The following is an 18,901-nucleotide window of genomic DNA, read 5'->3' on the forward strand; positions in this document are numbered from 1 at the left end:
GGCGATGCGCACCCTGACGGTGCGTTTGCACCAGTGTTGATCTATGCCGGAGAGCACCCCGTGAATGACGCGATCCCCCGCCCGCAGGCGAAAGTCCGTAAAGCGCTGACCCCGCTTCTTGAAATTCGTAACCTCACCAAATCCTTCGACGGCCAGCATGCCGTGGACGATGTCAGCCTGACGATCTACAAAGGTGAAATTTTTGCTTTGCTTGGCGCATCCGGCTGCGGTAAATCGACCCTGCTGCGCATGCTGGCCGGGTTTGAACAGCCCACCGCCGGGCAGATCGTGCTGGATGGGGTAGACCTCTCCAGCGTGCCGCCGTACCAGCGGCCCATCAACATGATGTTCCAGTCCTATGCCCTGTTCCCGCACATGACCGTCGAGCAGAACATCGCCTTCGGCCTGAAGCAGGACAAACTGCCGAAAGCCGAAATCACCGCGCGCGTGGCGGAGATGCTGAGCCTGGTGCATATGCAGGAGTTTGCGAAGCGTAAGCCGCATCAGCTTTCCGGCGGCCAGCGTCAGCGCGTGGCGCTGGCAAGAAGTCTGGCGAAGCGTCCAAAATTATTACTGCTCGACGAGCCGATGGGCGCGCTGGATAAAAAGCTGCGCGACCGGATGCAGCTGGAAGTGGTGGATATCCTCGAGCGCGTTGGGGTGACCTGCGTGATGGTGACTCACGACCAGGAAGAGGCGATGACCATGGCCGGGCGCATTGCGATCATGAATCGCGGTAAGTTCGTGCAGATCGGCGAGCCGGAAGAGATTTACGAACACCCGACAACCCGCTACAGCGCGGAGTTCATCGGCTCGGTGAACGTCTTCGAAGGGCTGCTGAAGGAACGCCAGGACGACGGTGTGGTGATTGAATCGCCGGGGCTGGTGCACCCGCTGAAGGTTGATTCTGATAACTCCGTGGTGGACAACGTGCCGGTTTACGTTGCCCTGCGCCCGGAAAAAATCATGCTATGCGATGAGCCACCCGCCGATGGCTATAACTTTGCCGTGGGCGAAGTGGTGCACATTGCCTATCTCGGCGATCTGTCGATTTACCATGTCCGCCTGAAAAGCGGCCAGATGCTCAGCGCCCAGTTACAGAACGAACACCGGTATCGCAAGGGACAGCCAACCTGGGGCGACGAAGTGAGCCTGTGCTGGGATGCGGACAGTTGCGTAGTCCTGACGGTATAAGGAGCGGTCATGAGTACACTTGAACCTCCAGCCCGCGTCAAAAAACCGGGCGGTTTCGCGCTCTGGCTGGCGCGCATACAGATGGCGCATGGCCGCAAGCTGGTCATCGCCATGCCCTATATCTGGCTGATCCTGCTGTTTCTGCTGCCGTTCCTGATCGTCTTTAAGATCAGCCTGGCGGAGATGGCGCGGGCGATCCCACCGTATACCGATCTGTGGGAGTGGGCCGACGGGCAGCTGACGCTGACCGTAAACCTCGGTAATTTCCTGCAACTGACCGATGATCCGCTCTATTTCGAAGCCTATTTGCAGTCGTTACAGGTTGCGGCTATTTCTACGATCTGCTGCTTGTTGATGGGCTACCCGCTGGCGTGGGCAGTGGCGCACAGCAAGCCGTCGACGCGAAATATTTTACTGCTATTGGTCATTTTACCGTCGTGGACGTCGTTCCTGATCCGCGTGTACGCGTGGATGGGGATCCTGAAGAATAACGGCATACTGAATAACTTCCTGCTGTGGCTTGGGGTGATCGACCAGCCGCTGACGATCCTGCATACCAACCTTGCGGTGTATATCGGGATTGTCTATGCCTATCTGCCGTTTATGGTGCTGCCGATCTATACGGCGCTGACGCGTATTGATTACTCGCTGGTGGAAGCCTCGCTGGATCTCGGCGCACGCCCGTTGAAGACTTTCTTCAGCGTCATTGTGCCGCTCACCAAAGGCGGGATCATCGCCGGATCGATGCTGGTGTTTATCCCGGCTGTCGGGGAGTTTGTGATCCCGGAACTGCTCGGCGGCCCGGACAGCATCATGATTGGCCGCGTGCTGTGGCAGGAGTTCTTCAATAACCGCGACTGGCCGGTGGCCTCGGCGGTGGCGATTGTCATGTTACTGCTGCTGATCGTGCCGATCATGTGGTTCCATAAACATCAGCAGAAACAGATGGGAGACCACGGATGAACAACTTACCGGTAGTACGCTCCCCGTGGCGAATTGCGATCCTGATTATCGGCTTTACCTTCCTGTATGCGCCAATGCTGATGCTGGTGATCTACTCGTTCAACAGCTCTAAGCTGGTCACCGTCTGGGCGGGCTGGTCGACGCGCTGGTACAGCGAGCTGTTCCACGATGATGCGATGATGAGCGCGGTGGGGCTGAGCCTGACCATTGCGGCGCTGGCGGCGACGATGGCCTGCGTGCTGGGCACGATTGCCGCGCTGGTGATGGTGCGCTTTGGCCGTTTCCGCGGGGCAAATGGTTTTGCGTTTATGATCACCGCCCCGCTGGTCATGCCGGACGTGATCACCGGGCTGTCGCTGCTGCTGCTGTTTGTCGCGCTGGCGCACGCCATCGGCTGGCCAGCGGATCGCGGGATGCTCACCATCTGGCTGGCGCACGTCACCTTCTGTACGGCATATGTGGCGGTGGTCATCTCCTCGCGGCTGCGCGAGCTGGATCGCTCCATTGAAGAGGCGGCGATGGATCTCGGCGCCACGCCGCTGAAGGTCTTTTTCATCATCACGCTGCCGATGATTATGCCGGCGGTGATCTCCGGCTGGCTGCTGGCGTTCACGCTCTCGCTCGACGATCTGGTTATCGCCAGCTTTGTGTCGGGACCGGGCGCGACGACGCTGCCGATGCTGGTCTTCTCCAGCGTGCGGATGGGGGTGAATCCGGAGATCAACGCCCTGGCCTCCATCATCCTTGGCGTGGTCGGAATTGTCGGATTTATCGCCTGGTATTTGATGGCGCGCGCGGAAAAACAGCGTGTGCGCGATATCCAGCGTGCAAGACGCGGCTGAAGGAATTACTATTTCCAGTGATGTGCCGCGTATGACGCGGCACTGTTTTTCAGGGAAGTAAAAACATTGGGATTCTTACAAAAAACACGTCATTCGCACGCCCGTCCGAACGTCCCTGCGCTGGTGCAGGTGGCGGCGCTCGCCATTATTATGATCCGCTGTCTGGATGTGCTGATGATAATGAACACGCTGGGTCCGCGCGGAATGGGGGAATTTATTCACCGCAGCGCGCAGACGTGGAATCTGACGCTGGTGTTTCTCAGCAGCCTGATGCTGGTGTTTATTGAGATCTACTGTGCGTTCTCGCTGGTGAAAGGCCGTAACTGGGCGCGCTGGGTGTATCTGCTGACGCAGATCACCGCCGCAGGCTACCTGTGGGCCGCCTCGCTGGGCTATGGCTATCCGGAGCTGTTCAGCATACCCGGTGAGTCGCGACGTGAGATTTTCCATTCACTGGTGATGCAAAAACTGCCGGATATGCTGGTTCTGTTCCTGCTATTTGCACCAGCTTCGAGCCGGCGGTTCTTCCGCCTGCAATAATGTGTATAATCGCAGCCCTCGTGTTTCTTAAGGTTTTCATATGCAGTGCGCACTCTACGACGCCGGACGCTGCCGCTCCTGTCAGTGGATAGAACAGCCGGTCTCTCAACAACTCACCGCCAAAATGGCCAACCTGCAACAGCTGCTGGCAGCACACGCGGTGGGCGAGTGGTGCGCACCCGTCAGCGGCCCGGAGCAGGGCTTTCGCAATAAAGCCAAAATGGTGGTCAGCGGCAGCGTTGAAAAGCCGCTGCTGGGGATGCTGCACCGCGACGGTACGCCGGAAGATTTAACCGACTGCCCGCTGTATCCCGCCTCGTTTGAGCCGGTGTTTAGCGCTCTGAAACCGTTTATCGCCCGGGCGGGGTTAACGCCCTATAACGTTGCCCGCAGGCGCGGCGAGCTGAAATACCTTCTGCTGACCGAAAGCCAGATCGACGGCGGGATGATGCTGCGCTTTGTGCTGCGTTCGGAAAACAAGCTGGAGCAGCTGCGCGCGGCACTTCCGGGATTGCAGCAACAGCTTCCGCAGCTCAAGGTTATCACCGCAAATATTCAGCCGGTGCATATGGCGATCATGGAAGGGGAGAAAGAGATCTTCTTCACCGAACAGCATGCGCTGGAGGAGCGTTTTAACGGCGTGCCGCTGTGGATCCGTCCGCAAAGCTTCTTTCAGACTAACCCCACCGTCGCCAGCGCGCTGTACACCACCGCGCGCGACTGGGTGCGTGCGTTACAGGTTCATCACATGTGGGATCTGTTCTGCGGCGTCGGCGGCTTTGGCCTGCACTGTGCCACGCCAGACATGCAGCTCACCGGCATTGAGATCTCCGCCGAAGCGATTGCCTGCGCGAAGCAGTCCGCCGCGGAGCTGGGGCTGACGAATCTGCACTTCCAGGCGCTGGACTCCACGCAGTTCGCGACCGGGCAGGGCAACGTGCCGGAGCTGGTGCTGGTGAACCCGCCGCGCCGGGGCATCGGCCAGGCGCTCTGCGACTACCTGAGCCAGATGGCGCCGGAGTACATCGTCTACTCCAGCTGTAACGCGCAGACCATGGCGAAGGATATCGCCAGCCTGCCGGGCTACCGCATCGCGCGCGTTCAGCTTTTCGATATGTTCCCCCATACCGCCCATTATGAAGTGTTGACGTTGTTAACCAAAGCGTAGGCCGGGTAAGGCGAAGCCGCCCCCCGGCATAAACCCCACACAATGTTCAACAAAATGTGAACTCTTCCCCCGCTCGAAATCAGGTAAGCTTACGACATAACAAATGATTGAAGGCTTACCCATGAAGCAGATCCTGCTGGTAGAAGATGACCACGATATCGCGGCACTCCTGCGTCTTAACCTGGAAGATGAAGGCTACGCCATTACCCACGAGCCCGACGGGGGCAACGCCTTACAGCGTCTTGAAACACAGCCGTGGGACGCGGTGATCCTCGATCTGATGCTGCCGAATGTTGATGGTCTGGAGATTTGCCGCCGTATCCGCCAGATGACCCGTTACCTGCCCATTATCATCATTAGCGCCCGCAGCAGTGAAACTGACCGTATTACCGGCCTGGAAACCGGGGCGGATGATTATCTGGCAAAACCTTTCTCGGTGCAGGAGCTGATTGCCCGCATTAAGGCGCTGTTCCGCCGACATCAGGCGATGGGCCAGGCGCAGACGGACGGCATTATTCAGGCGCACGGTCTGACTATCGATCCGCTGGCGCGCACCGTGCGTCTTAACGGTCAACACGTCGATCTCACTCCGCGTGAATTTGAACTGCTCTATTTTTTTGCTCGCCATCCTGGAGAGGTCTTTTCACGGCTGGCATTGCTGGAGCAGGTGTGGGGGTATCAGCACGAAGGCTACGAACACACCGTCAACACCCATATTAACCGCCTGCGCATCAAAATAGAAAAAGATGCCGCCGAGCCGGAGATCGTTCGCACCGTCTGGGGCAAAGGCTACAAATTCGCGGAGCAGAATCATGATGCGTCGCTTTAGCCTGAGCCAGCGCCTGACGCTGCTGTTTACGGTGTTACTGCTGCTCTGCGCCACCGTCGCCTGTGCGGTGCAGCTCTACAGTAGCATGCAGTACGGCAACGCGATGGTGCAGCGGCTCTCCGGCGGGCTGGCGCAGCAGATTGTGCAGCGGGAAGCGATTCTGGATTCGCAGGGCAGGGTGGATCGCAGCGCCTTAAAACCGCTGTTCGACCGGCTGATGACCTTTAATCCGAGCGTCGAGCTGTATGTTGTCTCGCCTGATGGCGATATCCTGGCCGATGCCGCCCCGCCGGGGCACATTCAGCGGCAAAAAATTGACCTCGCGCCGATACAGAATTTCCTGAGCGGGACGGTGATGCCGGTGTTTGGCGACGATCCCCGAAGCCAGAATAAGAAAGTCTTCAGCGCCACCCCGCTGCGGCAGGACGGCGAGCTGAAGGGGTATCTGTACATTATTTTGCAGGGGGAAGAGTCCAACGCGCTGGCGGAGATGGCCTGGCACAAAGCGCTCTGGAGTACGGCGCTGTGGTCGATGCTGCTGGTGGCGCTGTTTGGTCTGCTGGCGGGGGTGCTGCTCTGGTACTGGGTGACGCGCCCGGTTAAAGAGCTCACGCTGGACGTGGCCGGGCTGGAGCAGGACAGCATCAGCGCGATTAAGCAGCTGGCGGCCCAGCCGCTTGAGCCTGCCGGCCAGGATGAAGTGGCGATCCTGCGCAATACCTTTATCGAGCTGGCGCGCAAAATCACCTCTCAGTGGGATCGGCTGGCCGACAGCGACCGCCAGCGCCGGGAGTTTATCGCCAACATTTCGCACGACTTACGCACCCCGCTGACGTCGCTGCTGGGTTATCTGGAAACGCTGTCGCTCAAATCCGCCACGCTGTCGCCGCAGGAGCATCAGCAGTACCTCGCTACCGCGCTGCGTCAGGGGCAAAAGGTACGCCATCTGTCGCAGCAGCTGTTCGAGCTGGCGCGTCTTGAGCACGGCGGCATCAAGCCCCAGCGCGAACGTTTTGCCATGGCTGAACTGATTTCCGACGTGGCGCAGAAGTTTGAGCTTACCGCCCGCACGCGCGAGGTGAACCTGCGTATTGATGTGCCGGGGCGATTGCCGCTGGTGAACGCCGACGTGTCGATGATCGAGCGCGTGGTCACTAACCTTCTGGATAACGCCATCCGTCATACGCCGAGCGGCGGAGAAATTCGTCTGGCGGTCTGGCAGGAGAATGAACGACTTCAGGTCGAAGTGGCAGACAATGGTACGGGCGTAGATGCCTCGCTGCGCGACGATTTGTTCCAGCGGCCTTCAGCGTTAAATCCTCAGGCGTCGCGAGAGAACCGTGGGGGATTAGGGCTGTTAATCGTGAAGAGAATGCTGGAGCTGCACGGCGGTGGGATCAGGCTGATGGAGTCCGTGAGCGGGGCGCGGTTCAGGTTCTTTGTACCGCTATGAGAAATTGCCGGGTGGCGCTGCGCTTATCCGGCCTACAGACCACCCCCGCAGGCCAGACCACCCGGCAAAAAGAGATTACTGAGGGAACCACTGCTCGCTGATTTTCTGGTACGTACCGTCAGCTTTGATCGCTTTCAGCGCGCCGTTCAGTTTCTCAAGCAGAGCCTTGTTATCCGGACGCACGGCAATACCGAGGCCAGTGCCGAAATACTGCGGATCGGTCACTTTCTCCGTCGCTGTACCCAGCTGCGGGTTGGTTTTCAGCCACTCATTCACGACTGCGGTGTCGCCAAATACGCCATCGATACGGCCATTTTTCAGGTCGATAATGGCATTCTGGTAGCTGTCGTAGGCCACGGTTTTCACTTCAGGATGCTTGTCCTGGAGGTATTTCTGGTGCGTGGTGCCGTTCTCCATGCCGATGCGCTTGCCTTTCAGCTCGTCGAAAGATTTATAAGCTCCTTTCTTCGCAATCACCACCGCAGAGTTCGCGTAGTACGGGTCGGTGAACGCGACCTGCTTGCTGCGCTCTGGCGTAATGTCCATGCCGGAGATCACCGCATCGTATTTTTTAAATTTCAGGGACGGGATCAGGCTGTCAAACGCGTGGTTAGTAAAGGTGCAGTCGGCCTGCATCTGTTTGCACAGCGCTTTCGCCAGGTCAATGTCGAAACCGACGATCTGGTTGCTGGCATCCAGCGATTCAAACGGCGGATAGGTGGCAGAAACGCCAAAATTGATTTTATCGGCGGCGGATGCGCCAGCGGCGAAGGTTGCGAGTAATGCGGCCAGAACTAACTTTTTCATTGTAATGCTCCCGTCTGTCTTATTGATGCGCCGTGTCTGCGGCCTGGATGTACAATGCCAGTTAATGAATTTATATGCAATAAAAATGATTAAGTATTATTTTAATCACAAAAAAAAGCGGATAACCCATCAGGTTACCCGCTCCATGAATACCGTTTTATGCATTTGGGTGGTTAATTCCTGCGCTCAAACGCTAACGCCTTACGCTCGATAAGACGCATCATCAGCGTCAGCAGACCGTTGACCACCAGATAGACCAGACCCGCCGCACCGAACACCATTACGTCGTAGGTGCGTCCGTACAGCAGCTGTCCGTGGCCCATCACTTCCATCAGGGTGATGGTGTAGGCCAGTGAGGTGCTTTTGAACACCAGAACGACTTCGTTGGAATAGGAAGAGAGCGCGCGCTTAAAGGCATAGGGCAGCAGGATCGCCAGCGTATCCTTCTTGCTCATGCCCAGCGCTCCGCAGGACTGCCACTGGCCTTCCGGGATCGCGCGAATGGCACCGTAGAACAGCTGCGTGGTGTAGGCGGCGCTGTTCAGCGAGAGGGCAATCAGGGCGCAGAGCCACGGTTCAGAGAGCAGGTGCCAGATCACCGGGTATTCCTGTAACGACGGGAACTGCCCCGGGCCGTAGTAAATCAGGAAGATTTGCACCAGCAGCGGCGTACCGGTAAAGAGCGTAATGTAGCCACGTACAATCCACACCAGCACTGGCGTTTTCAGCGTCAGGACGATGGTGAAGATCAGCGCCAGGATCAGCGCCACGATGATAGACGCGACGGTCAGCGTCAGGCTGGTGTGCAGCCCTTTCATCAGTTCGGGTAAATAATCCAGCATCAGCCTGGTCTCCGTTCAAAACGCGTTGCGCGCAGGTCAATACGCTTCAGAACGTACTGGCTCAGCAACGTGATCACCAGGTAGATTGCCGCCGCGACGATGTACCAGGTAAACGGCTCCTGCGTACGGGTGGCGATACTTTTGGTTTGCAGCATCAAATCGTTCACGCTGATCAGGCTTACCAGCGCGGTATCTTTCAGCAGTACCAGCCACTGATTACCCAGCCCTGGCAGGGCATGACGCCACATCTGCGGCATCACCAGGCGGAAGAAGATCGCCGCTTTCGACAGGCCCAGCGCCTGACCGGATTCCCACTGACCCTGTGGCACCGCTTTCAGCGCGCCGCGCAGCGTTTGTGACGCATAGGCTGAATAGAGCAGGGAGAGCGCAATCACGCCGCACAGGAACGGGCTGACGTCGAAGTTCTCGATCTGCATCTGCACCGGGATTTGCGCAAAGCCGAGATTAATCGTGAAGCCGTCCGACAGCGTTAACAGCAGCTGTGAGGAGCCGAAATAGATAAACAGGACCACCAGAATTTCCGGGAGTCCACGCAGCACAGTCACCAGCGCTGAACCGAGCCATGCGACAGGGCGCCACTTAACGGACTCCCACACCGCAAAGAACATCGCCAGTACGAGGCCGATAATCAGTGCACAAACGGCAAGGCCGACGGTCATCCCGGCGGCGCTTGCTAAAGGAAAAATTTCATTCATCAGGAATTACTTCTGGAACCATTTTTTGTAGATGGTTTCGTAGGTGCCGTCTTTCTTCACTTTTTCCAGCGCAGCGTTGAATTTCTGCTGCAACTCGGTGTTGCCCTGACGTACGGCAATACCCAGACCTGTACCGAAGTAGTCTTTATCGGTCACCTTGTCACCCACGGCAGCCAGCTTGTCGTTCGCTTTCAGCCATTCAGTCACGACAGCCGTATCCCCGAACACCGCATCGATACGACCGTTTTGCAGGTCCAGTTTCGCATTCTGGTAGCTGTCATACGGCACGGTGGTGATTTCCGGGTGCTTATCCATGATGAATTTCTGGTGCGTGGTGCCGTTCTGCACGCCGACTTTCTTGCCTTTCAGCAGGTCAACGGAGGCGTATTTACCTTTCTGACCGATGAACAGCGCCGAGTTGTCGTAGTAAGGGGTGGTGAACAGAACCTGCTTCTCACGCTCCGGTGTGATGTCCATACCGGCCATTACGGCGTCGATACGGCGGAACTTCAGGCTTGGGATCAGGCTGTCGAACGCCTGGTTGCTGAAGGTACAGGTCGCGTCGATCTCTTTACACAGGGCATTTGCCAGGTCCACGTCGAAGCCAACAATCTTGTTGTTCGCATCAATGGATTCAAACGGAGGGTAGGACGCTTCAGTGGCGAAACGGATGGTCTGGGCTGCGGTAGCGGAAAGGCTGACGCTAGCAAGCAGCGCGGCAATCAATACTTTTTTCATTATAATTTCCCTAACACATCAGTGTGATAAGTAGTTTTTGAAGGCATCGGTTTGCGGGTTAGTGAAGCAGCTCGCGTCACCCTGCTCAACGATATACCCGTTTTCCATATAGACCACGCGGCTGGCGGTTTTGCGCGCCACTTCCACCTCGTGGGTCACGATGACCTGGGTAATGTTGGTTTCCGCCAGCTCACGAATGATACTCACGATCTGGGCAGTAATTTCCGGGTCCAGCGCCGCGGTCGGCTCATCGAACAGCAGCACCGCTGGCTCCATCATCAGCGCACGGGCGATCGCCACACGCTGTTGCTGACCACCAGAGAGATGCAGAGGATAACGGTCGCTGTACGGTTTCAGACGCAGACGTTCCAGCAGCTTTTCAGCGCGCGCCATCGCCTGGTCTTTGCTTAAGCCAAGCACGCGGCACGGGGCTTCAATCAGGTTTTGCACCACCGTCAGATGCGGCCAGAGATTGTATTGCTGGAAAACCATGCCCACGTTTTGACGCAGTTCACGAATCGCTTTATCAGAAGGGGTTTTCGCGAAGTCAAAATGGTTACCGGCGATGGCCAGCGTTCCCGAACGGGGCATTTCAAGCAGATTTAAAACACGCAGAAGGGAGCTTTTTCCCGCGCCGCTTGGGCCAAGCAAAACCAGCGTTTCGCCCTCCGGGCAACTCAGCGTAATGTCGAACAGCGCCTGGTGTGCGCCGTAGAAGCAGTTAATGCCGTTTAGTTTAATACTCATCGGGGCAGTCTTTACTCATCCAGGCAAACTATAGCAATTGAGGCCGCAGATAGTACCGTTGACAGAATAGTTATGCAATATTTATGCGTTAAAAGTTAAATATAACCCGTGTTTACTCTTAAACATAGCACAAAATAGCGACGGGAAAGGGGGGCGAGTATAAATGTCGGCATTCCGCCTGAAATGCCGGACATTTTACGGGGTTAACGTTTATTTAACGGATGCGTTAGCGGTTCTCAATCGACTGGCGAAGGGTGCCTGCCGGGGCATGAACGCTGCCGCCAATGTAGCGTACATCATCTACTGCCCAGCACTGGCCTTCACGGATCATCAGCACCTCATCCTGCCAGGTTTGCGTCCCCTGGGTTAGCTTCACGCGCAGGGGAATATTGCGTGCGTCGGTATTTGGAATGGTGGATGCGCTGGCGACGTCGGCGCTGTCCGGCAGCGTGGCGCGGCTTGAGAACGGATCGGATGACAGCAGGGCGTTATGCTGCGGATCGCGCGAAGCGTCGGTGAGCAGTTTCGCCAGATTATCGCTCAGGTACGGGCGCAGGGCGGTCAGGTCATTACCGCGATGCTGAATACGGTAATCATAAAATTGTTGCGCCACGGCGTCCGGGCCACCCTCAATACAAGGGCCGCTGCGGGTTCCGATATCCTTAAAGGCTGGCGTGACCGGCGTTGTGCAGGCGCTGAGCACCAGCGCGCATGGCACTAAAAGCGTTAAAGCAGAGTAGCGCATGTTGATTTCCTTATTTATTAACTATCCTTTCAATCATAGCGTAACGAACCGATAATGCAGTTGCTAACGCATTGAACGCTAAAGAAGGAGAGAAAGTATGCAGTTTTCAACAACGCCAACCCTGGAAGGTCAACCGATTACCGAGTACTGCGGCGTGGTCACCGGTGAGGCGATTCTGGGCGCGAACATATTCCGGGACTTCTTTGCCGGCATTCGGGATATCGTCGGGGGTCGCTCCGGCGCGTACGAGAAAGAGCTGCGTAAAGCGCGTGACATTGCGTTTAAGGAGCTGGGCGAGCAGGCCAAAGCGCTGGGCGCGGATGCGGTGGTAGGTATTGATATCGACTACGAAACGGTCGGGAAAGATGCCAGCATGCTGATGGTGAGCGTAAGCGGTACGGCGGTGAAAACCCGTCGATGAAGCGTTCGCTCTCAACCCTCCTGCTGGCGATATTGCTGGCAGGATGCGCCTCGGAAGAGGGCATCGTTGATAAAGGCGCGTACGATCTGGATACGCGCCATCAGGCGCAGGCGGCCTACCCGCGTATAAAGGTGCTGGTTATTCACTACACCGCCGACGATTTCGACACCTCGCTTGCAACCCTGACCGATAAAAACGTCAGCTCTCACTATCTCATTCCCGCAAAGCCCCCAGCTCCACAGGGCAAACCGCGTATCTGGCAGCTGGTCCCGGAGAGCGAGCTGGCCTGGCATGCGGGCATCAGCTTCTGGCGTGGCACCAACCGCATAAATGATACCTCCGTCGGCATTGAGCTGGAAAACTGCGGCTGGCGGCAAACCGATGGCGTGAAAACCTTTACCCCCTTCGAACCGGGGCAAATTGCGGCGCTGATCCCGCTTGCCAGAGATATCATCGCCCGCTACGACATAAAACCGCAGAACGTGGTGGCACACTCGGATATCGCCCCGCAGCGCAAAGACGATCCTGGCCCGATGTTTCCGTGGCGCGAGCTGGCGCAGCAGGGTATCGGGGCCTGGCCCGATCCGGCGCGGGTGAATTTTTATATCAACGGCCGACCGCATTATCAGCAGGTTGATACCGCAGCGCTGCTCGATCTGCTGGCGCGCTACGGTTACGAGGTGCCAGAAAACAGCACGCCCGCACAGCAAAAACGCATCATCATGGTTTTCCAGATGCATTTCCGCCCGCAGTTATGGAATGGCGTAGCGGATGTGGAAACCATGGCGATTGCCGAAGCACTTTTAGAGAAATACGGGCAGGGGTAAACCTTCGGATTACCCCCGAGTGAGTATATTTTCTTAAGTTTCTATCAGATTAATCCTAAGTACAAACTCATTTCATTTTTAGTTAATTGACTTAAAATCATCCCGATTTAAGATGGACACATAGCGCGCTAAGTAATGTAGCGAATTAATCAAAAACTTTACTCTTTTATTTTTATTCTTGAGATTTTCATCAGGTAAAAATTTATGTTTCGGCGTAAATGCCGCGGCCATCTTATTTTAAAAAATCACATCTTAAATCGGGTATAACAATGTTAAGCATCTATGGAAAAAAATTACGTCCACAATATGAAATGGAAAGAATTATTTCTGCAACCGCAGGCGTTGAAGAAAAAACGTTAAAGAAATGGCAGAAAATTTCCACTACTGATTCCGGTTACATTCATGTCATCGTCAGCGGCGAAGTCGAATTTCGACGTGAATCTGACGAACTGTGCATGTTTACTGTCACCGGACAATGCCTTTTCGGCCTATCGTCAATGTATTACAACGCCACCCATATGTACGGCCTTGTCCGGACGAATACGGTCGTTCGCTCGATCAAGAAAGAGGTCTTCGCCCAGCTGATGACCGAAAAAAATCTGTGGCCTGACCTGACCAAAGTCCTTTCCTGGTACATATGCGTGATGAGCAAACGTGATGATGTTCTGGTTGCCCGCAGTGCGTATTCTGTTGTTCGTGAATTTTTATATGAGATTAACGATCTGACTGTTCATCAGCAACGTGATATTAACGTTTATGATTACATTCAGGAATACACTAACCTCGCACGTAGTACTATTATCAAAATCCTCTCCGATCTGAAAAAAGGTCAATATATTGTGGTGGAAAAAGGTCGATTGCTTAACCTCACCGCACTGCCTGAAAAATATTAATACCTACTCCCGCCGTTCTCCTTTCTCACTCAAAGGAGAACGGTTATTTCCACTGTTTTTTACACTCGCTTGTGAATTATCCTGCGTTTCGTCAACCGGCGGCGCGGGAATTTTTCCTTGAGAATAATCCTGCTCCTGCTCTTTTAATGCCTGCTTAAATAATTCCGTTAATGATGACTCTTCACTGCTCGTGCTGGCGGGGGCGATATCGTGCTCATGCGCCTCGGTTCCGGGTAAGGTATCCCGCGAGGTATCGTGCGGCACCGCGCCCTCGGGCGCCTGCTGCCAGTCGGCATCATCACTGCTGATCGGCAGATCCTGCATCGGTGGAACATCAACATGCACTGGCGCAACTTTAGGCTGCGGATGCGGGAACGGTTTACTCACGTACACGTAATGCATTTCCGAAAGCTGCGTTTCCGGTTTGGCAACGCTGGCGTTGACCGGTTCAGGTGCCGGGTGGCGCAGGTTCCAGTAGACGTGCATATACAGGCCGACAACCAGCATGGCGCAAAGCCCGACCAGCCATAACGCTGTTTTGCCGAATACGTTTTTCAGGCTGGGGAGGCGGTACGAAAACCAGACCGCTTCCCCGGTTGTATAGCTGCGCTGGGCCGCAAGGCAGATGGTCGACATTAGGCTTTCTTCTCCTGCATTTTTGCGTCCGGGGTGGTGCGGGTTGCCTGAATCAGTACGCCCGGCGTGCTGTTGGTCACGCGCATCAGCTGCATCAGCGTTTCTTCACCGGGGATGCCATCCACGTGCAGATGCATTTTTTGCTGGAACTCGCGGGTGCGTTTCATCATTTCTGCGGTCCAGATCCGGGCATGCGTTTCGGGCTGGCTCAACGCGATGCTTAACTGCTGATCGAGCCAGGCCATGTCTTTGCTGTCGCTGGCCGTGCCGATCGCGTCTTTTCCTTCCGGTGTCAGGCGGTGCAACTGGGTGAAGTTGCCGGTCGCATGCCGGTTAAACCAGCTGCGGCTTACCTGCCAGGTCCGGTTATTCATTAACAAGTCAATTGATGTATCTCCGACCCTGGCGACCACTGCATAGTTAAGGTGACCGCTGGTTTTCAGCTCACTGACCCACGGATACCCTTCCTGCGCCAGCGTCTGCGGGGACGCGTTCCCCTGTTTACACATCAGGTTCACTTTAGCGGCGTTCTGGCACAGCGCATCGTCGGCCGAGGCGTCATACCCCCACATGAGATAAAGCTGATGCATCGCATCCGGCTGATTAACTATTTCGTTGTCGATAACCGGCACTACGGCTGCCTCAGGTTTTGGCGTCTGCTGTTTCCAGCTGACGGGCACCGGCAGCTGGATCGGCAGGCGCGCGCCGATCGACGAGGTAAAATACCAGCCGCAGGCGGCAAACAGCACGGACGCAAACAGCCCCACGGTTGCCAGGCGCTTACCGTGTTTTTTGGCGGGCAGGATCTCTCCCGCCGCCAGACGTAAATGGCGTGGGCTGACCTGCGCCGCGCGTTCCGTCCAGGCGGCGAGCATTGACAGGTGTGCCAGAGCGTTCAGTTTGCTGATGTTGCCTTTGGTCAGCGTGTGCATTTTGCGCACGCGGGCAGGCGGCAACGGCGAATGTTCACAGTCGTGTTCTTCGCACTGCGCCTGCACATAGCTCAGGTATTCGCAGCAGGTGAGGGGGCGCAGGACATGATGTGTGTGCGTATATTCGCGCAGTTCAGGTTGCTTTAGCAGGCGTTCCTGCTCCGCAGCACCCGTCAGCACCACGGCGAGCCGGAAGTTCAGCTCCTGGGCGCGCGTGAGCAGCGTTCCCAGGACTTCACGGCAGCTCTCCTTCATGGCTTCGGAATGGGCGATCGTCAGCACTCTGGATTTTGCTTTCCCCTCCTGCCACTGGCGCAGGACGGCATCCACCGCCTGCATGCGATCTTTAATCGCTTTCGTTCCCGGGTAGAGTTTGTACAGCAGGCTACTGGCACTCAGTTTGGGAAACGCGTTGATGGCAATAACGGTATTGCTGCTGGCTTTCAGCGCGTCGATGAAGTGGCTCAGAAGCGGAGCGTCGTCGCAAAAAAGCCCGATAATACCCGCCAGCTGGGTTTTCTCTTTCAGCAGGTTGAACACGTCCTGATGATAAGGCACCAGAAAATCACCGGATAAACGGGTGATTGTCCTGAATGGCGGATTTTTAAAATTAAAGTGGCTCTGATACATAACGACTGACCGTCTCTGATTAGGAATAGCAACAGCAGCAGAAAGTAAGGTAATGCCCCTGAGCGGTCAATTTGCAGACAGGGTAAAAATATCCAGCTGGCCGCGCCTAACATCTGGATTTTATACGGTCAATATTTTTCTGTATGAAAGTTGGTGGCGAAGTCAGTGGTCGTATTTGCAACAGCTTATTACTATTTTCCTCCATATTGGCGCAGTATGACGCTGCTTATTTTTGCTTTGCTATAGGCCGGATAAAAAATGAGGTTCTCATTTCTGTCACGGTGGATAACGCCTTGTATTATGTTTGCGCTGCTCATTTTTAGCGGCCAGCAAGGGTATCTCACCTTAAAAGATTATAAAAAAGTTACGAATAAGTTGGCTAAAGCTGATCTACAGCCGCTGAAAAAAACGCGCGAAGATAAACCCTTCACGCTTTTTACGGCTGCCGTCCGTCAGGAGAACTTAGCGGATGCGGCAAAAGCCCCGCTGGCAGCGGAGATAGAGGGCATTGTGCGCAGTGATGACGCCTGGCTCTCCTTTGCTGTTATCAAAACCCCAGGCGGTCAGCGAAGCTACCGTGAGGGTGAACCTCTCGCCGGATTTAACGACGCATTTATTCAGGAAATAAACAAAGATAATGTGGTGGTTAATTATGAAGGTGCTACGCAGGTACTGGCGTTAAATAAACCGGACTATTTTAAGGGGGGCGTGGATAGCGGCCCGGTTACAAAATCGACGAAAGATGCTGGCGCAGAAAGTTTGCATCTTGATGATTATCTGGTGTTAAAACCCATCATTGAAAAAGGCCGACTGGAAGGCTACAGGATAAATCCAAGGAATGCCTCCGCCTTTTACAGTCAGTCAGGTCTGGAAAAAGGCGATGTGGCGGTTCAGGTTAACTCTGTCGATATGACCGATGAAGCAAAAGCGAAAAGCATTATTGCCAACTGGTCGAAAATGAAAGAAGCGGATGTCGTCGTGCGGCGTCACGCTCACCTTGTAAATATTCGGGTTAATGTTCTAAACAATTAACAAGTGTGCAGACATGAAAAAATTTCCCTGGGCGTGCGTGGCGCTGACCGCATTGTCGTTATATTCCAGTTCGCTGCTTGCAGCTAACTTTAGCGCGAGTTTTAAAAATACTGATATTCGCGAGTTTATCGATACGGTAGGCCGCAATCTCAACAAAACCATTCTGGTCGACCCGTCCGTCCAGGGCACCGTCTCGGTCCGAACCTACAACGTGCTGACGGAAGATGAGTACTACCAATTCTTTCTGAGCGTGCTGGATCTCTACGGCCTGTCGGTGATCCCGTTGGACAACGGCATGGTCAAAGTGGTGCGCTCAAGCGTGGCGCGTACCGCCGGTGCGCCGCTGGCAGACAGCAAGAACCCGGGCAAAGGTGATGAGATCATCACCCGCGTGGTGCGCATGGAAAACGTACCCGTTCGCGAGCTGGCCCCGCTGCTGCGTCAGCTCAACGATGCCACTGGCATCGGGAACGTGGTGCACTTTGAGCCGTCCAACGTCCTGCTGTTAACCGGTAAAGCCTCGGTGGTGAACCGCCTGGTGGATCTGGTGCAGCGCGTCGATAAAGACGGTATTCAGCGCCGCGAAATCATCCCGCTGCGCTTTGCCTCTGCCAAAGAACTTTCGGATATGTTGAACAACCTCAACAACGAAGAGCAGAAAGGGCAGAACGCGCCGCAGCTGGCGACCAAGGTGGTGGCGGATGACGAAACCAACAGCCTGGTGATCAGCGGTTCGGAAGATGCGCGCGCGCGTACCCGTTCCCTTATCCATCAGCTGGATCGCGAGCAGAATAACGAGGGGAACACCCGCGTCTTCTACCTCAAATATGCCAGCGCCACCAAAGTGGTGCCGGTGCTGACCGGGATTGGCGAGCAGCTGAAAGACAAGCCGGGCGCGGCCAAAGCGAAAACCGCGAGCGCCTCAACCGATCTGAATATCACCGCCGACGAGTCAACCAACTCCCTGGTGATCACCGCGCAGCCTAATGTGATGAACTCCCTGGAGAAGGTGATCGACAAGCTGGATATTCGCCGTCCGCAGGTGCTGGTGGAAGCGATCATTGCCGAAGTGCAGGACGGTAACGGCCTGGATCTTGGGGTGCAGTGGACCAGCAAGCACGGCGGCGTGCAGTTTGGCGCTACCGGCCTGCCAATCAGCCAGATTAAAAATGGCACAATGAAAGGGGCGAGCTTCACGGGCCTTGCGACCGGCTTCTTTAACGGTGATTTCGGTGCGCTGATGACCGCGCTCTCCACCAACGGCAAAAACGACATCCTCTCCACGCCAAGCGTGGTCACGCTGGATAACAAAGAAGCGTCATTCAACGTCGGTCAGGATGTGCCGGTGCTTTCCGGTTCGCAAACCACCAGCGGCGACAACGTGTTTAACTCCGTTGAGCGTAAAACCGTCGGTACCAAGCTGAAGATTGTGCCGCAAATCAACGATGGCGACATGATCCACCTGAAGATTGAGCAGGAAGTGTCCAGCGTTGACAACAGCGCGACGGAAGATTCCAGCCTCGGCCCAACCTTCAACACGCGCACGATCAATAACGAAGTGATGGTTCACAGTGGCCAGACGGTGGTGCTCGGCGGCCTGATGGAAAATGTGACCAAACAGTCCGTCTCCAAAGTGCCGCTGCTCGGCGATATCCCGCTGGTCGGGCAGCTGTTCCGCTACACCTCGCAGGATACCTCTAAACGCAACCTGATGGTGTTTATTCATACCACCGTCCTGCGTGACGACGACAACTACAGCGCAGCCTCGAAAGAGAAATATGACCAGATCCGGGTGCGCCAGATGCAGCGCGTGGAAGAGAAAAAGCTCGGTATTGTTGAGCCGAGCGACAATGCCGTCCTGCCCGCGTTTCCTTCAGCAAGCCCTCACGTCGCACCGGTGAAAACCTCCGCGGCACGCAATCCGTTTAAAGAGTAAGGCGGAGGGA

The 18,901-nt window shown here is 55.7% G+C and carries 20 protein-coding genes; 12 read left to right on the forward strand and 8 right to left on the reverse strand.

What is annotated here, in order from left to right:
• Positions 1–60: 60 nt before the first annotated feature.
• The 7 genes from potG to ACOTXL_RS17950 all read left to right on the forward strand — a co-directional run bounded on the left by potG (position 61) and on the right by ACOTXL_RS17950 (position 6,989).
• Positions 61–1,194, forward strand: a complete 1,134-nt coding sequence (gene potG / locus ACOTXL_RS17920) for a putrescine ABC transporter ATP-binding subunit PotG (protein WP_045350862.1) — start codon at positions 61–63, stop codon at positions 1,192–1,194.
• Between the two features lie 9 nt (positions 1,195–1,203).
• A complete protein-coding gene (gene potH, locus ACOTXL_RS17925; protein WP_003858381.1) occupies positions 1,204–2,157 on the forward strand; it encodes a putrescine ABC transporter permease PotH in 954 nt (317 codons plus the stop codon).
• Positions 2,154–2,999 (forward strand): putrescine ABC transporter permease PotI, encoded by an 846-nt coding sequence (gene potI, locus ACOTXL_RS17930; protein ID WP_003858378.1) that lies wholly within the window; start codon positions 2,154–2,156, stop codon positions 2,997–2,999. The genes potH and potI overlap by 4 nt, the downstream gene beginning before the upstream one ends.
• A gap of 42 nt (positions 3,000–3,041) precedes the next feature.
• Entirely contained in the window at positions 3,042–3,539 is a 498-nt protein-coding gene (locus tag ACOTXL_RS17935; protein ID WP_086527936.1) for a YbjO family protein, read from the forward strand.
• 40 nt (positions 3,540–3,579) lie between these two features.
• Positions 3,580–4,707, forward strand: a complete 1,128-nt coding sequence (rlmC, locus tag ACOTXL_RS17940; RefSeq protein WP_023324381.1) for a 23S rRNA (uracil(747)-C(5))-methyltransferase RlmC — start codon at positions 3,580–3,582, stop codon at positions 4,705–4,707.
• Between the two features lie 121 nt (positions 4,708–4,828).
• Positions 4,829–5,536: a response regulator transcription factor gene (locus ACOTXL_RS17945; RefSeq protein ID WP_023324382.1), complete on the forward strand. Its 708-nt coding sequence runs from the start codon at positions 4,829–4,831 to the stop codon at positions 5,534–5,536.
• The gene (locus ACOTXL_RS17950; RefSeq protein WP_022650691.1) at positions 5,520–6,989 is read left to right on the forward strand and encodes a sensor histidine kinase; all 1,470 of its coding nucleotides are present in this window, start codon (positions 5,520–5,522) and stop codon (positions 6,987–6,989) included. The genes ACOTXL_RS17945 and ACOTXL_RS17950 overlap by 17 nt, the downstream gene beginning before the upstream one ends.
• A gap of 75 nt (positions 6,990–7,064) precedes the next feature.
• On the opposite strand, the gene artJ is transcribed toward ACOTXL_RS17950, so the two are convergent.
• From artJ to ACOTXL_RS17980, 6 genes are all read right to left on the reverse strand, one after another.
• Positions 7,065–7,796, reverse strand: a complete 732-nt coding sequence (gene artJ / locus ACOTXL_RS17955) for an arginine ABC transporter substrate-binding protein ArtJ (protein WP_015571008.1) — start codon at positions 7,794–7,796, stop codon at positions 7,065–7,067.
• A gap of 173 nt (positions 7,797–7,969) precedes the next feature.
• On the reverse strand, positions 7,970–8,638 hold the full coding sequence (gene artM / locus ACOTXL_RS17960; RefSeq protein WP_003858369.1) for an arginine ABC transporter permease ArtM: 669 nt from the start codon (positions 8,636–8,638) through the stop codon (positions 7,970–7,972).
• Positions 8,638–9,354, reverse strand: a complete 717-nt coding sequence (gene artQ, locus ACOTXL_RS17965) for an arginine ABC transporter permease ArtQ (protein WP_003858367.1) — start codon at positions 9,352–9,354, stop codon at positions 8,638–8,640. The genes artM and artQ overlap by 1 nt, the downstream gene beginning before the upstream one ends.
• A gap of 6 nt (positions 9,355–9,360) precedes the next feature.
• A complete protein-coding gene (gene artI, locus ACOTXL_RS17970; protein ID WP_006174322.1) occupies positions 9,361–10,092 on the reverse strand; it encodes an arginine ABC transporter substrate-binding protein ArtI in 732 nt (243 codons plus the stop codon).
• 18 nt (positions 10,093–10,110) lie between these two features.
• Positions 10,111–10,839, reverse strand: a complete 729-nt coding sequence (artP, locus tag ACOTXL_RS17975) for an arginine ABC transporter ATP-binding protein ArtP (RefSeq protein ID WP_006809439.1) — start codon at positions 10,837–10,839, stop codon at positions 10,111–10,113.
• 226 nt (positions 10,840–11,065) lie between these two features.
• Entirely contained in the window at positions 11,066–11,584 is a 519-nt protein-coding gene (locus tag ACOTXL_RS17980) for a lipoprotein (RefSeq protein ID WP_023315717.1), read from the reverse strand.
• A 97-nt stretch (positions 11,585–11,681) separates the two neighbouring features.
• Here ACOTXL_RS17980 and ACOTXL_RS17985 point away from each other — a divergent pair, with 97 nt between their 5' ends.
• From ACOTXL_RS17985 to ACOTXL_RS17995, 3 genes are all read left to right on the forward strand, one after another.
• On the forward strand, positions 11,682–12,005 hold the full coding sequence (locus tag ACOTXL_RS17985; protein WP_003858361.1) for a heavy metal-binding domain-containing protein: 324 nt from the start codon (positions 11,682–11,684) through the stop codon (positions 12,003–12,005).
• Entirely contained in the window at positions 12,002–12,832 is an 831-nt protein-coding gene (locus ACOTXL_RS17990) for an N-acetylmuramoyl-L-alanine amidase (protein WP_045350863.1), read from the forward strand. The genes ACOTXL_RS17985 and ACOTXL_RS17990 overlap by 4 nt, the downstream gene beginning before the upstream one ends.
• 269 nt (positions 12,833–13,101) lie before the next feature.
• Positions 13,102–13,725: a helix-turn-helix domain-containing protein gene (locus ACOTXL_RS17995; protein WP_022650695.1), complete on the forward strand. Its 624-nt coding sequence runs from the start codon at positions 13,102–13,104 to the stop codon at positions 13,723–13,725.
• A 3-nt stretch (positions 13,726–13,728) separates the two neighbouring features.
• Here ACOTXL_RS17995 and ACOTXL_RS18000 read toward each other — a convergent pair whose 3' ends face one another.
• The gene (locus ACOTXL_RS18000; protein ID WP_023324384.1) at positions 13,729–14,361 is read right to left on the reverse strand and encodes a hypothetical protein; all 633 of its coding nucleotides are present in this window, start codon (positions 14,359–14,361) and stop codon (positions 13,729–13,731) included.
• Positions 14,361–15,923 (reverse strand): ExeA family protein, encoded by a 1,563-nt coding sequence (locus ACOTXL_RS18005; protein WP_023324385.1) that lies wholly within the window; start codon positions 15,921–15,923, stop codon positions 14,361–14,363. Before ACOTXL_RS18005 ends, ACOTXL_RS18000 begins: the two co-directional genes overlap by 1 nt.
• Before the next feature lie 300 nt (positions 15,924–16,223).
• Between ACOTXL_RS18005 and gspC the strand changes: the two genes are divergently transcribed.
• Complete coding sequence (gspC, locus tag ACOTXL_RS18010; RefSeq protein ID WP_032628179.1) at positions 16,224–16,955, forward strand: type II secretion system protein GspC; 732 nt, start codon at positions 16,224–16,226, stop codon at positions 16,953–16,955.
• Positions 16,956–16,968: 13 nt separating this feature from the next.
• Positions 16,969–18,891: a type II secretion system secretin GspD gene (gspD, locus tag ACOTXL_RS18015; protein ID WP_022650699.1), complete on the forward strand. Its 1,923-nt coding sequence runs from the start codon at positions 16,969–16,971 to the stop codon at positions 18,889–18,891.
• Positions 18,892–18,901: the final 10 nt, after the last annotated feature.

It is taken from the genome of Enterobacter cloacae complex sp. IR5402, assembly GCF_049238125.1.
Classification (GTDB): domain Bacteria; phylum Pseudomonadota; class Gammaproteobacteria; order Enterobacterales; family Enterobacteriaceae; genus Enterobacter; species Enterobacter hormaechei_C.

Excerpts from the sequence above, each read along its gene's own strand:
- ACOTXL_RS17990 (WP_045350863.1), top strand. The coding sequence starts at position 12,002 with ATGAAGCGTTCGCTCTCAACCCTCCTGCTGGCGATATTGCTGGCAGGA.
- potH (WP_003858381.1), top strand. The coding sequence starts at position 1,204 with ATGAGTACACTTGAACCTCCAGCCCGCGTCAAAAAACCGGGCGGTTTC.
- rlmC (WP_023324381.1), top strand. The coding sequence starts at position 3,580 with ATGCAGTGCGCACTCTACGACGCCGGACGCTGCCGCTCCTGTCAGTGG.
- artJ (WP_015571008.1), bottom strand. The coding sequence starts at position 7,796 with ATGAAAAAGTTAGTTCTGGCCGCATTACTCGCAACCTTCGCCGCTGGC.
- potI (WP_003858378.1), top strand. The coding sequence starts at position 2,154 with ATGAACAACTTACCGGTAGTACGCTCCCCGTGGCGAATTGCGATCCTG.
- artQ (WP_003858367.1), bottom strand. The coding sequence starts at position 9,354 with ATGAATGAAATTTTTCCTTTAGCAAGCGCCGCCGGGATGACCGTCGGC.
- ACOTXL_RS17945 (WP_023324382.1), top strand. The coding sequence starts at position 4,829 with ATGAAGCAGATCCTGCTGGTAGAAGATGACCACGATATCGCGGCACTC.
- artP (WP_006809439.1), bottom strand. The coding sequence starts at position 10,839 with ATGAGTATTAAACTAAACGGCATTAACTGCTTCTACGGCGCACACCAG.
- ACOTXL_RS17980 (WP_023315717.1), bottom strand. The coding sequence starts at position 11,584 with ATGCGCTACTCTGCTTTAACGCTTTTAGTGCCATGCGCGCTGGTGCTC.
- artM (WP_003858369.1), bottom strand. The coding sequence starts at position 8,638 with ATGCTGGATTATTTACCCGAACTGATGAAAGGGCTGCACACCAGCCTG.
- gspC (WP_032628179.1), top strand. The coding sequence starts at position 16,224 with ATGTTTGCGCTGCTCATTTTTAGCGGCCAGCAAGGGTATCTCACCTTA.
- ACOTXL_RS17985 (WP_003858361.1), top strand. The coding sequence starts at position 11,682 with ATGCAGTTTTCAACAACGCCAACCCTGGAAGGTCAACCGATTACCGAG.
- ACOTXL_RS17950 (WP_022650691.1), top strand. The coding sequence starts at position 5,520 with ATGATGCGTCGCTTTAGCCTGAGCCAGCGCCTGACGCTGCTGTTTACG.
- ACOTXL_RS18000 (WP_023324384.1), bottom strand. The coding sequence starts at position 14,361 with ATGTCGACCATCTGCCTTGCGGCCCAGCGCAGCTATACAACCGGGGAA.
- artI (WP_006174322.1), bottom strand. The coding sequence starts at position 10,092 with ATGAAAAAAGTATTGATTGCCGCGCTGCTTGCTAGCGTCAGCCTTTCC.
- ACOTXL_RS17995 (WP_022650695.1), top strand. The coding sequence starts at position 13,102 with ATGTTAAGCATCTATGGAAAAAAATTACGTCCACAATATGAAATGGAA.
- ACOTXL_RS18005 (WP_023324385.1), bottom strand. The coding sequence starts at position 15,923 with ATGTATCAGAGCCACTTTAATTTTAAAAATCCGCCATTCAGGACAATC.
- gspD (WP_022650699.1), top strand. The coding sequence starts at position 16,969 with ATGAAAAAATTTCCCTGGGCGTGCGTGGCGCTGACCGCATTGTCGTTA.